Source organism: Blastococcus sp. CCUG 61487 (assembly GCF_005222955.1).
GTDB lineage: Bacteria > Actinomycetota > Actinomycetes > Mycobacteriales > Geodermatophilaceae > Blastococcus.
In genome coordinates this window covers 1-12,042 of sequence record NZ_LWUA01000025.1, presented here as the reverse complement: position 1 = coordinate 12,042, position 12,042 = coordinate 1, and the positions used below count along the sequence as shown (strand labels likewise).

10 protein-coding genes and 1 pseudogene are annotated in these 12,042 nt (G+C 69.9%); 9 read left to right on the top strand and 2 right to left on the bottom strand.

Translation table 11 applies throughout. The features are described from left to right. Positions 1-22 precede the first annotated feature (22 nt). From A6V29_RS02795 to A6V29_RS02780, 4 genes and pseudogenes are all read left to right on the top strand, one after another. A pseudogene (locus A6V29_RS02795) lies at positions 23-193 on the top strand (DDE-type integrase/transposase/recombinase); the annotation flags it as partial. An 82-nt stretch (positions 194-275) separates the two neighbouring features. Continuing rightward, positions 276-1,652, top strand: a complete 1,377-nt coding sequence (locus A6V29_RS02790) for an IS30 family transposase (protein WP_137158879.1) — start codon at positions 276-278, stop codon at positions 1,650-1,652. Then, the gene (locus A6V29_RS02785) at positions 1,636-1,959 is read left to right on the top strand and encodes an IS3 family transposase (protein ID WP_137158876.1); all 324 of its coding nucleotides are present in this window, start codon (positions 1,636-1,638) and stop codon (positions 1,957-1,959) included. Before A6V29_RS02790 ends, A6V29_RS02785 begins: the two co-directional genes overlap by 17 nt. 172 nt (positions 1,960-2,131) lie before the next feature. After that, positions 2,132-2,719, top strand: coding sequence for an arsenate reductase/protein-tyrosine-phosphatase family protein (locus A6V29_RS02780; protein WP_137158875.1), 588 nt, complete (start codon positions 2,132-2,134; stop codon positions 2,717-2,719). 25 nt (positions 2,720-2,744) lie between these two features. Here A6V29_RS02780 and A6V29_RS02775 read toward each other — a convergent pair whose 3' ends face one another. Next, the gene (locus tag A6V29_RS02775) at positions 2,745-3,890 is read right to left on the bottom strand and encodes an LCP family protein (RefSeq protein WP_249932959.1); all 1,146 of its coding nucleotides are present in this window, start codon (positions 3,888-3,890) and stop codon (positions 2,745-2,747) included. Positions 3,891-4,196: 306 nt separating this feature from the next. Here A6V29_RS02775 and A6V29_RS02770 point away from each other — a divergent pair, with 306 nt between their 5' ends. The 5 genes from A6V29_RS02770 to A6V29_RS02750 all read left to right on the top strand — a co-directional run bounded on the left by A6V29_RS02770 (position 4,197) and on the right by A6V29_RS02750 (position 10,220). Then, positions 4,197-5,516 (top strand): UDP-glucose dehydrogenase family protein, encoded by a 1,320-nt coding sequence (locus tag A6V29_RS02770; RefSeq protein WP_137158874.1) that lies wholly within the window; start codon positions 4,197-4,199, stop codon positions 5,514-5,516. Between the two features lie 194 nt (positions 5,517-5,710). Further along, positions 5,711-7,222, top strand: a complete 1,512-nt coding sequence (locus A6V29_RS02765) for a sugar transferase (RefSeq protein ID WP_137158873.1) — start codon at positions 5,711-5,713, stop codon at positions 7,220-7,222. A gap of 207 nt (positions 7,223-7,429) precedes the next feature. Continuing rightward, on the top strand, positions 7,430-8,179 hold the full coding sequence (locus tag A6V29_RS02760; protein ID WP_249932958.1) for a hypothetical protein: 750 nt from the start codon (positions 7,430-7,432) through the stop codon (positions 8,177-8,179). A gap of 158 nt (positions 8,180-8,337) precedes the next feature. Continuing rightward, positions 8,338-9,333, top strand: coding sequence for a dTDP-glucose 4,6-dehydratase (rfbB, locus tag A6V29_RS02755; RefSeq protein ID WP_137158871.1), 996 nt, complete (start codon positions 8,338-8,340; stop codon positions 9,331-9,333). After that, positions 9,330-10,220: an SDR family oxidoreductase gene (locus A6V29_RS02750; protein WP_170977662.1), complete on the top strand. Its 891-nt coding sequence runs from the start codon at positions 9,330-9,332 to the stop codon at positions 10,218-10,220. Before rfbB ends, A6V29_RS02750 begins: the two co-directional genes overlap by 4 nt. A gap of 21 nt (positions 10,221-10,241) precedes the next feature. Here the strand turns inward: A6V29_RS02750 and A6V29_RS02745 are convergent, their stop codons facing one another. Further along, positions 10,242-11,699 (bottom strand): transposase, encoded by a 1,458-nt coding sequence (locus A6V29_RS02745; RefSeq protein WP_137158870.1) that lies wholly within the window; start codon positions 11,697-11,699, stop codon positions 10,242-10,244. Between the last annotated feature and the right edge of the window lie 343 nt (positions 11,700-12,042).

Genomic DNA, 12,042 nt, shown 5'->3' with positions numbered 1-12,042 from the left:
TGCGGCCCGACCCCACACCTATCTGCGCAGCTGGGAGGGGTTCCGCTACCTGGCGGTGGTGATGGACGCCTGCAGCCGGCGGGTGGTGGGCTGGGCGATGGCCACCCACCTGCGTCGGGAGCTGGTCCTCGATGCGGTCGGCATGGCGATCTTCGCCCGCAAGCCGCGGCCCGGCGTGGTCCACCACAGCGACCGCGGCAGCCAGGGCGGATTCAATTGGTCGTCGCAACACCCCGATGAGAACGGGTGTGTTGATGGGACGGCCAGCAGGATGGATGACGACGTTGACGGGGCGGCCGGCGATGCGGTCGCCGGGCAGGCCGCCGATCCGCCGCGATGTGGAGCGCGCGTTCTGGGTGAAGATCGCGGCGGGGCTCACCAGCGAGGACGCCGCGCTCGCGTGCGGTGTCTCGGGACCGGTCGGGTCACGGTGGTTCCGGGAACGCGGCGGCATGCCCTTGATCGACCTCGCTCCGTCGTCGGGCAGGTATCTGTCGTTCGCCGAGCGGGAGGAGATCGCCCTGCTGAGGGCGCAGGACGTGGGAGTCCGGGAGATCGCTCGACGCCTGGGCCGGTCGCCGTCGACGATCTCCCGCGAACTGCGGCGCAACGCCGCCACCCGCGGTGGGCGGCTGGACTACCGAGCCGGGATCGCGCAGTGGAAAGCGGAGTTGATGGCGCGTCGCCCAAAGACCGCGAAACTGGTCGACAACGACCGGCTGCGCGCCTACGTCCAGAACCGGCTGGCCGGAGAGATCCGGCGCCCGGACGGGACGGCGGCGGCCGGGCCGGCCACGCCGGAGTGGACGGGCCGGAACAAGCCCCGGCGCGCCGACCGCCGGTGGGCGACCGCGTGGAGCCCTGAGCAGATCGCCCACCGGTTGCCGGTCGACTTCCCCGACGATGACTCCATGCGGATCTCCCACGAGGCCATCTACCAGGCGCTTTACGTGCAGAGCCGCGGCGCGCTGCGGCGCGAACTGGTCGCCTGTCTACGGACCGGCCGGGCGCTACGCGTCCCGCGCTCCAGGGCCCGCCAGCGCGCCGGCGGCCATGTCACTCCTGAGGTCATGATCAGCGAACGTCCGGCCGAGGCCGACGACCGCGCGATTCCGGGGCACTGGGAGGGTGATCTGATCATCGGCACTGATCGGTCAGCGATCGGCACGCTGGTGGAGCGCACGACAAGGTTCACGATGCTGCTGCACCTACCGCGGATGGCCGGCTACGGCGTGGAACCGCGAGTGAAGAACGGCCCCGCGCTCGGCGGCTACGGCGCTGAAGCCATGAGGGACGCGATCGCCGCGCAGATCACCACGCTGCCCGCCCAGCTGCGTCGCTCACTGACCTGGGATCGCGGCAAGGAGCTCGCCCAGCACGCCCAGCTCAAGATCGACACCGGGCTCGCGGTCTACTTCGCTGACCCACACAGCCCCTGGCAACGCGGCACGAACGAGAACACCAACGGCCTGCTGCGGCAGTACTTCCCCAAGGGCACTGACCTGTCCCGGTGGACCGCCGACGACCTCCAGGCCGTCGCCGCAGCCCTCAACGGCAGGCCGCGCAAGACCCTCAGCTGGAAGACACCGGCCGAATCTCTCGACGAGCACCTACGCTCACTCCCACGAGCCGGTGTTGCGACCACCGGTTGAGTCCGGGCAGTACACCAGCTACGAGTTCGGCAAGACGCTGCGCACCTCCGGCGTGCTGGCCTCGATGGGCCGCGTCGGCAGCGCCTACGACAACGCGATGGCCGAGTCGTTCTTCGCCACGCTGAAGGAGGAGCTGGTCTACCAACGGGCCTGGCCGACCCGGCACGAGTTGGAGATGGAGGTCTTCAGCTACATCGAGGGCTTCTACAACCCGCAGCGTCGCCACAGTCGGCTGGACAACCTCAGCCCGGCGGACTACGAGAAGATCATCAAGCAGCAGGTGACACAGACCGAGGTGTCCGCCTGACTGGGGTCACTTCACCTGGTCGGGTGACGTCACTTGGCGGGGCGTCACCCCACCTTGTCGAGACTGGCTGTCCGCCACCCGCTTCATGATCATATGGAAGGCGGTTCGGGTGGTGATGCGTGGCTCAGGGGCGTACTAACCGCACAATGTGCTGGTGAGTAGTTCCGGAGACATGTCCCCGGCCTTCACGATCCTGCTGGTCTGCACCGGCAACATCTGTCGGTCCGCACTCGCCGAACGGTTGGGACGCGCCTATCTCGATGAGGCTTTGGGGGCCTCCGCCACAGACGTCCGGCTGATCAGCGCGGGTACGCGCGCTGTCGTGGGCTCGGGGATGCACCCGGACAGCGCACTCGTCCTCGCCGGTTTCGGTGCACAGCCGGGGGACTTCCGCGCCCGGCAGCTCACCGAGGCCTTACCGGCGCAGGCGGACCTGATTCTGACCATGACTCGCACCCACCGCCGGGACGTGCTCGCCAGCGCCCCCCGCGGCCTCGCCCGAACCTTCACCCTCCGAGAAGCCGCCGCCCTGCTGGCGTACGTGCCCCCGGCGGCATCTCTGCCCGGCGACTCGCTCGCGAAGCGGGCACAGAGTCTCGTCGCGGCACTCGCGTCCGCGCGGACACGGCGACAGGGCGGGGGAGATGGGGACGACGTGCGCGATCCCATTGGGCACCCGGTCGAGGTGCACCAGGAGGTCGCAGAGGCCATCGCCGAGGCCCTGCTACCCCTGCTACGCCAATTGACCGAGCTTCGCTGATCGCACGACGGTTAGGTCGAAGCCTTCAGCGAGGTATGTCCGGCAGCGCCTCGGCGCCGAACTCGGCGGCGTTCCTTCCGAGTGAGTCGTTGCGGAGGTAGTTCCACATGCGCTCACCGGTGGCACCGTCGAGGTAGACGACGCTGGCTGGCCCCTCCATGCCCGTGCCCAACACCGGCGCGGTGAAGAAGTCGATGCTCTCCGGCCGCACGTTGCGCAGGGAGAAGGCCAGCCTGACCAGATCGCTGTTGCTCAACGTGTCGTCGACGCTGACCGCGTCTGTAACCGCCCGCAGCGTGCGGTCCAAGCGTCCTGGATCCGTGAAGGTGCTTGACTCGAAAAGCTGGATGAACATGGCCCGCAGGTACTGCTGCTGTCGCTTGACGCGGTCGAAGTCGCCACCGGGCAGTCCGTAACGCTGGGCGAGGTACCAGCGCGCCTGATCGCCGTCGAGGTGGTTCGTGCCGGCCTCGAAGGTGTAGGGCCCGTTGCTCGTCGTCTCGGCGACCACGACGTCGACACCGCCCAGGTCGTCGGTCATCTGGATGAGGCCGTCGAAATCGATGGCCATGTAGTGGTCGATGCGGACCTGTGTCGCCTGTTCGATGGTCTGGATGAGCAGCGTCGGGCCACCGAACGCGTAGGCCGCGTTGATCTTGTTCATGCCGTGGCCTGGGATGTCCACCCAGGAGTCACGGGGAATCGAGATGAGCTGGGCGTTCTTCCGGTCTCCGGTGAAGCGGGCGATCATGATCGTGTCCGAGCGCCCGCCGGGGTCCTCGCCTTGCTCTGCGCTGATGCGGGTATCGGAGCCGACGAGCAAGAAGGTCAATGGCTCCTCAGCGGCCTCTTGGGCCGGTGTGGGCGGAGCGGGCCTCGAGCCCTCGTCCAAGCCGCGGAAGACGTCGGCGATGCGGTCGATGTTGCCCGCGTAGCGATTGACCAGGTACCAAGAACCGCCTGCCACGAGGAGCGATAGGACCACCAGCACGACGCCCAGGCCGATGAGCACCCGGCGGACCCTGCCGGGGCGGGTTGTGTCGCTGGTGGACACCTCGTCGGGCTCGTCGTTCATGCCAGCTGTGGTGACGTCGGATGCCGGTGTCGCCTCGGTCTGCGGTGCGACATCGTTCGCGCCCCGTGTGGGCGCGTCGTTCTCCTCGGCGTTCATGCGACCCCCGTCAGCCGGACCATCGGGTCGAGGGTACGGGCGTGGAACGCACTGCCGGTCGGCTTCTCACCCCGAAGGGGACTCCCGGGCGAGGCGCCAGAGCCTGGTTCGCCGCTGAACCGGCGGCCCCAACAAAACCAGATCGCGCGGGGTCAGAGCCGATCGGGCGTGCGGCGGCTTGCCGGCCGCGGAATAGGCGGAGAAGCGCGGTCACCCGCCCGTGGTCTGGTCCCGTGCTTGTCGCCCCCCGTACCGTCTACGTGCCACGAGTATCGCCGTGGCACGAACGGGGATCACGGAGGACAAGTGCGAATCTCAGTCATCGGCTGCGGCTACCTCGGCGCGGTGCACGCGGCGTCCATGGCGGAGCTCGGGCACGACGTCGTCGGGATCGACGTCGACCAGGCGAAGATCGAGGCGCTGTCTCAGACGCGGGCGCCCTTCTTCGAGCCCGGCTTCGAGGAGCTGCTGGAGCGCACCCTGGCGACGGGCCGGTTGCGGTTCTCCACCGACTTCGCCGACGCCGCCGGTGCCTCGGTGCACTTCGTCTGTGTCGGCACCCCGCAAAAGCGCGGCGAGTACGCCGCCGACATGCGCTACGTGCAAGGTGCCGTCGAGTCGCTCCTCGGGGTCCTGGCGCCGGGAGAGCTCGTCGTCGGGAAGTCCACGGTCCCGGTCGGCACGGCCGCCGGCCTCGCCGAGCTCGTCACGAGCAAGGTTCCCGGTGCGCTGCTCGCCTGGAACCCGGAATTCCTGCGAGAAGGCTTCGCCGTCCAGGACACGCTGCACCCCGACCGGCTGGTCTACGGACTTCCGGCAGGCGCTGACGGTGACACCGCTCGGGCACTCCTCGACGAGGTCTACGCGGCCATCGTGGAGCGAGGCACCCCAAAGGTGGAGAGCGACTACGCCACCGCGGAGATGGTCAAGACCGCCGCGAACTCCTTCCTCGCCACGAAGATCTCGTTCATCAACGCCATGGCCGAGCTGTGCGAAGCCACGGGCGCAGACGTGAAGCTCTTGGCCGACGCGATCGGCTACGACGACCGGATCGGTCGCAAGTTCCTCAACGCCGGTCTGGGCTTCGGCGGCGGCTGCCTGCCGAAGGACATCCGCGCCTTCATGGCTCGCGCCGGCGAGTTGGGTGCGGACCAGGCGCTCACCTTCCTGCGGGAGGTCGACAACATCAACATGCGTCGGCGCATCCGCATGGTCGAGTTGGCTCGCGAGGTCTGCGATGGCTCGCTGCTCGGCAAGCGGGTCGCGGTGCTCGGCGCCGCCTTCAAGCCTGACAGCGACGACATCCGGGACTCCCCAGCCCTCAATGTCGCTGCTCAGTTGCAGTTGCAGGGGGCGGTCGTTCGCGTGACCGACCCAGCGGCGGTCGAGAACAGCAAGAGGCTGTGGCCACAGCTCGACTACGCCGAGACCGCGGAGGAGGCAGCGGAGCGCGCCGATGCCGTGCTCGTGCTGACCGAGTGGAAGCAGTACCGCGAACTCGACCCGGTGGCGTTCGGCGAGGTGGTCGCACAGAAGCGCGTCCTGGACGGCCGCAACGCCCTAGACCGTGATCTGTGGACCGGGGCCGGCTGGAGCTACCGAGCGTTGGGGCGCCGGGCCGGCTGATTCCCGGTTCCCCGCGAGATTGGTGTGACTTGATTGACTCCAGCGAACTCTTGGTAAGGGTGGTGCTAGTTCCGTAACGTGCTTCACGCCGGCAGAACGATGTAGTTCACGGCAGTAGTCAACGCAGAGTCAGCCACGCAGCCCGCTCCCGGGTCGACGAGGGCTGTCGATCGCACGGGGGTGCGTTTTTCTCTATGGCTGTCACGCGTTCTGATGCAGTACGTGAGGTCGAAGCTGTCCGCCGCGGCCGAGGTTGGGGTTTCGTCGCCCCGCGCCTGCGCGGGGAGGGGACATCCGCTCGGCGGGCCTGGCGGAACGCCTACGTCCGTCGACTGGTTGCCGTCGACGCGCTGGTAGCCGCGATCGCCGCCGCGGTGGGCTACCTGGTGCGCTTCGGCCCTGCCGAGATGGAGTCCTCGACCGTCCCCTTCGTCTTCGCTGTCCTGATGCCGCTGGTGTGGGTGCTGGCGATGACAGTGGCGCGGGCGTACGAGGAGCGCTTCCTGTGGGTCGGCGCGGAGGAGTTCCGCCGGGTCACCGCCGCTGCTGTCCTCATGCTGGCGACCGTCGGAACGGTGTCCTGGGCCTTCAAGCTGGACATGGCTCGCGGGTTCGTCGTCGTGGCGTTGCCGCTGGCAACGGCCCTGACTCTGCTCAGCCGCTACGCGCAGCGCCAGGCGCTCCACCGGGCGCGGCGACACGGCGGGAAGATGCAGACCACGATCCTCGTCGGGCACCGCGGTGGAGTCGCCGCGCTCGACGAGCAGTTGGATCGCGAGGCCTTCCACGGCTACCGCGTCATCGGCTGCTGCCTGCCGGGCTCCCAGCTCGAGCCCGGCAAGGACGCGTTCAACGGAATGCCGGTGTTGGGCGACCTCAGCCAGGTGGCCGATATCGTCAAGGCCTACGAGGTCGACACCGTCGCCGTCCTGCCTTGCCCCGAGCTCGACGGGCCGACGCTGCGTCGCCTGGGCTGGGACCTGGAGGACACTGACGCCGAACTGCTCCTGGCCCCGGCCATCACCGAGCTCGTGGGTTCGCGAGTGCGCATCCGCCCCGTGTGCGGCCTGCCGCTGCTGCACATGGAACGCCCGGAGCTGCGCGGCATCCGGCGGCTCACGAAGGAAGCCTTCGATCGCACCAGCGCCACCCTCGGCTTGATCTTCCTCGCTCCGGTGCTCGTCACCGTCGCCCTCGCGGTGAAGCTGGGTAGCCGCGGGCCGGTGTTCTTCCGGCAGGAGCGGGTGGGCCGTGATGGCATGACCTTCTCGATGTTGAAGTTCCGCACCATGGTCGTCGGCGCCGATCGGATGGTCGACGAGCTGGCTGATGACAGCGATGGCAACGGGGTGCTCTTCAAGAAGAAGGTCGACCCTCGCGTCACGCGGGTCGGGCGCGTGCTCCGCCGCTACTCCATCGACGAGCTTCCGCAGCTGATCAACGTGGTCAAGGGCGACATGAGCCTGGTCGGGCCGCGCCCGCCGCTGCAGCGCGAGGTCGAGCAGTACGGCTACGACATGCACCGGCGCTTCCTCGTGAAGCCCGGTCTGACCGGCCTGTGGCAGGTCAGTGGCCGCTCGGATCTCTCGTGGGACGAGTCGGTGCGCATCGACGTCCGGTACGTCGAGAACTGGTCGCTGGCCTTCGACTTCATGATCCTCTGGAAGACCGCCGGCGCCGTGCTGCGCGGCAGCGGGGCCTACTAACCCGATACTCGGTCAACTGTTCGGGACCGTTCGTTCACGTTCCTCTCTCGGACTGCCGATAGGGAAAGCGTGTGGTGGGTCTGGGTTCTCGCAGCGGTGGCCGTGTGGGCGTTCGCCGCCGTCGTGGCCGCTGTCGTCATCGGCCGCGGGATCCGCGTGGCGGAGCAGCGTCGGCCAGGTGTCGGCGGATCCCTGACAACCGCTGCCTTGCCCGAGTGGGGCTCGGCGCCACAGCAGCACGTCGTCAGCTCTCGCCGTCGTGCTGTACCGCTGCCACCCGTCGGTATCGCCCTGGCGGCGCTCGCGGTGGCGCTGGAAACCGTCGGGTTCGTCGTCCGTCTCCGTGGTGACTCGGGGCCGGTAGCCACCGCCTTCTCCATGGACGCCCCCTACTCGGTGCCTCGACTGTTCGTCGCGGTTCTCTTCGCGGTGGCGGCGATCGCCGCCGTCGCCGGCGCCTCCCAACTGCCCGGTCGCCGGGCCTGGTGGCTCGGCGTCGGGCTGGTCGCCGGACTCATCGCGACGGTGAAGGCCGGCAGCACCGTGCACGCCGACGCGATGAGTTCACTCAGCGACGCCGTCGGCGAAGCGGGGGCGCTCGCGATCAGCGTGGCCGCTGCCGCCGCAGTCGTCGCCGTTCTCTGGTTCCTCAGCCGCACCGAACGCCGTGACCGGCGCCGGGTGCTCGGCGTGCTCGCCCTCTACGCGGTCGCCTCCGTCGGGCTCTCGGCCATCTCCGCCGCCGTCAGCAGTTCCGGCGCGAATATCGCCGCGGCGGCCACCTACCTCGAGGAGTCGGGGGAGGCGCTCGCCGCCGTCGCGTTCCTGGTTGCCGTGCTCGTCGGCGTTGCCCCGCGCCTGGTGCTCCCGGCCGAATGGGCCCTGCGCCGCGCGGCCGACGCCCAGACCCTGGACGCGCCGGTCGGCGACGCCGCCCAACGCCCAGTTTCCAGCTGACGGCACGAGACCGGCTCCAGTCCCGCAGGTCTCTCCTGACGCATGCCTTCGCACATGCTCCGGCGTGCGCGGTTACCGTCGAACACTGACCAACTCCCGCCCGGCGGGACCCGGGTGGCACCGCCGCGCTGGGAGACGACAGCGGAGGTTCTCCGACGATGCGCATGCTCGTCACCGGCGGCGCCGGCTTCATCGGCGCCAACTTCGTGCACCAGACGCTGCGCGAGCACCCCGAGCACGAGGTCACGGTGCTCGACGCGCTCACCTACGCCGGCAACGAGGCCTCACTGGCGCCGGTCCGGAACGACATCGAGTTCGTGCACGGCTCGGTCGCCGACGCCGAACTGGTGGACAGGCTGGTCGCCCGGCACGACGTCGTCGTCCACTTCGCCGCCGAGTCGCACAACGACAACTCGCTGCGCGACCCCTCGCCGTTCCTGCAGACAAACCTGGTCGGCACGTTCGCGATCCTCGAAGCCGTGCGCAAGCACGGCGTCAAGCTGCACCACATCTCCACCGACGAGGTCTACGGCGACCTCGAACTCGACGACCCGGCCAAGTTCACCCCCGAGACGCCGTACAACCCGAGCAGCCCCTACTCCTCGACCAAGGCCGGCTCCGACCTGCTGGTGCGCGCCTGGGTGCGCTCGTTCGGCATCCACGCCACGATCTCGAACTGCTCGAACAACTACGGGCCCTACCAGCACGTGGAGAAGTTCATCCCGCGGCAGATCACCAACGTGCTCTCCGGCCTGCGCCCCAAGCTCTACGGCGCGGGGGAGAACGTGCGCGACTGGATCCACGTCGACGACCACAACTCGGCCGTGCACCTCATCCTCGAGAAGGGCCGGTCGGGGGAGACCTACCTCATCGGTGCCGACGGCGAGAAGAACAACCTCGAGGTGCTGCAGCTGATCCTCGAGCTCACCGGGCAGCCCACCGACGCCTTCGACTCGGTCACCGACCGCGCCGGCCACGACCTGCGCTACGCCATCGACGCCACCAAGCTGCGCGACGAGCTGGGCTGGGCGCCCCGCTACACCGAGTTCCGCGACGGCCTGGCCGCCACCATCGACTGGTACCGCGAGCACGAGGAGTGGTGGCGCCCGCAGAAGGACGCCGTCGAGGCCCAGTACGCGGCGCAAGGGCAGTGATCGCCCCGGAGCGGATCGTCGTCGTCGGCGCCGGTGGGCAGCTCGGCCACGCGTTGCGGGAGCGGCTGCCCGGCGCCGTCGCGCTGGACCGGGCCGCGCTCGACGTCTCCGACGCGGCCGCTGTCCGCGCCTACGACTGGAGCGGCGTCGCGGCGATCGTCAACGCCGCCGGTTGGACCGACGTCGACGGCGCCGAGAACCCGGCCAACTTCGATGCGGTGCGCGCGGCCAACGTCGACGCCGTCGCCCATCTGGCCGAGGCCGCCGACCGGGCCGGCGCGACGCTGGTCCACGTCTCCAGCGAGTACGTCTTCGACGGCACCCATCCCGGCCCGATCTCCGAGGACCTCACGCCGTCGCCGCTGAGCGTCTACGGCCAGAGCAAGGCCGACGGTGACCAGCGAGCCGCGGCCGTCGAGCGGCACTACATCGTGCGGACGACGTGGGTCGTGGGCCAGGGCCGCAACTTCGTGCGCACCATGGCCGGCCTGGCCGACGCCGGCGTCTCGCCCCGCGTCGTCGACGACCAGATCGGCCGGCTGACCTTCGCCGGCGACCTGGCCGACGGCATCGTGCACCTGCTCGACGTGGGCGCCCCCTACGGCACGTACAACCTCACCAGCGACGGCGATCCGGTCTCCTGGTGCGAGGTGGCCAAGGCGGTCTTCGCCGTCTGCGGCCGGAACGCCGAGGACGTGCAAGGCGTCAGCACTCGCGCCTACATGGCCGACAAGCCCGACTCGGCGCACCGTCCGCTCAACAGCGTCCTCGACCTCGGCCGGATCAAGGCCACCGGCTTCGCTCCGCCCGGCTGGCGCGACGTCATCCCGCGCTACCTGGGCCGCCGCGAGCGCCGCAGCGCCCCGCGGCACACCGGGGTCTCCTGATTCCCTATGGCCGCTTGGCCGTCAAGTCCCTGTCTTGACCGGGGTTCGGGAGCCGAGCACGCTGGCAGCGCGGGGAAGGTCGCCTCGTTTGTCGACCCTTCGGGTGTCTGACCTGTCATGTCCTGCGTGGACTTGCTGAGGGGCCTTCCCCGCCCTGCCGCTCGATGTGGCCTTGCGACTGCGCCGTCGGGCCCGGATCTCGGCCGGGACGGTCCAGTGCTCGGCGATGAGCTGCTTGGCCTGGGCCGGGTCGACCGGCGTGCCGTCGATGTCGCAGACGACGTAGGGCATGTCCCGGACGAGGACGGCGTGCAGCCGTTCGGCCAGGTGCGCGGCGACCACGCAGCAGGCCTTGAGGTGCTCGGCGCCGCGCTCGACCATCTGCACGTAGTAGATCCGCGCCAGCTGTGGATCTTGGCGGCGGGCGTTGTCTGCGGCCCGGATCAGCGTGGTGCGCAGCAGCTTGTTGCCCGCTTTACTCATCGGCTGGCCCTTGCGGTCGGTGTCGCCGGTCTCGCTGGCCTTGGGTGCCAGCCCGGTGAAGGAGCGGAACTGCTTGCCGGTCCGGAAGCGACCCGGGCGGCCGATGATCGCCGTCACCGTCGGGGCACCGATCTCGGCGAGTCCGGGCAGGCTGGCGGCCAGCGCGCCGGGGTCGGTGAACCGGTAGGCCTCCGCGCGGGCGGCGGCATGGCCGGTCAGCTCGGTCCGCACGGCCTGCAGCAGCCGCACCTCGGTGGCTACCTCGGCGGCCAGATCGGTGAACGCGACGGCGGGGTGGTCGCCGTAGAGCTCGAGCGCGGCCGCCGCGGCAGCCCGCCAGGTGTCGGCGCGGGCAGCGCCCTGCTGGCCGTGCGAGGTCTTGGCGATCACCGCCAGCAGCCGAGCCCGGCCGGCGGCCAGCAGCGCCCGCGGATCGGCCCAGCGCTCCAGCACCGCCAGGTCGGTCTTGGACAAATCTCCGGTCAGCGGCGAGTCCGGCAGCAGGTGGCGGACCAGGTCCTTGATCCGCCGCTGGTGCACGGCGCCCTGCTGGGTCAGCCGGTCACAGGCCCGCACCCGGCGGTCCAGCGCGGCGGCCTCCGGGCCGGGCAGCTCCAGCGGCTGCAGGCTCTGCGGAGCCAGTAGCGGTAGCCGGGCCAGGGTGTCGGCGTCGATGCCGTTGCTCTTGGCGTGCCGGGACAGGAACCGGCGTAGATCGGCGGCCTTGGCGCTGGCCACCCGGAACACCCTGTGTCCCCGGTTGAGGAAGAACACCGCGACCGGCAGCCACGCCGGCCCGGTCGGCTCCATCACCACCTCCAGGCGGGTGCCCGGCTCCGTGCCGGCCAGCGCCGCGGCCTCCACCGCGGCCAGGCTCTCCACCGTCGGGCGGGCCCGCCGGCGGCAGACCTCGCTGCCATCACCGCGCAGCACGCGGACGGTGTGGTCGCTGGCGATCCCCAGATCCACTCCGACCAGGCGACGTTCTGCTGACATGGGTTGCTCCTCGCTGCCGACCCGGATCGATGACTCCGGTCGGCCGCGACGAGCGACGCGAAGATCACGGTCACGGCCCCACGCGCGACGAGCGCCGGCCGAGACGATCCCGATCGCGGCACCCACTCATGTGCTGCAAGCGGGCCCGACCTCGATGGGCCGGCCCACTTCCCTCATCCGGGACTCCGTGACCGGGCCAGCGGTGGCAATCAGGAGAACGAGACCCCACGCCGCCTCGACGACGCGGCCCTCAGAACCGAACTCGACGCCACCCACCGGACCAGCCGGGCCGCTCATGCAACCCGAGACCACCAGCGCGATCAACACCGGAGGCCCTTACATG

What these genes read in the sequence shown, in the direction of transcription:
- A6V29_RS02780 (WP_137158875.1), top strand. Translation starts at nt 2,132, where the DNA reads ATGTCCCCGGCCTTCACGATCCTGCTGGTCTGCACCGGCAACATCTGT.
- A6V29_RS02790 (WP_137158879.1), top strand. Translation starts at nt 276, where the DNA reads ATGACGACGTTGACGGGGCGGCCGGCGATGCGGTCGCCGGGCAGGCCG.
- A6V29_RS02765 (WP_137158873.1), top strand. Translation starts at nt 5,711, where the DNA reads ATGGCTGTCACGCGTTCTGATGCAGTACGTGAGGTCGAAGCTGTCCGC.
- A6V29_RS02775 (WP_249932959.1), bottom strand. Translation starts at nt 3,890, where the DNA reads ATGAACGCCGAGGAGAACGACGCGCCCACACGGGGCGCGAACGATGTC.
- rfbB (WP_137158871.1), top strand. Translation starts at nt 8,338, where the DNA reads ATGCGCATGCTCGTCACCGGCGGCGCCGGCTTCATCGGCGCCAACTTC.
- A6V29_RS02745 (WP_137158870.1), bottom strand. Translation starts at nt 11,699, where the DNA reads ATGTCAGCAGAACGTCGCCTGGTCGGAGTGGATCTGGGGATCGCCAGC.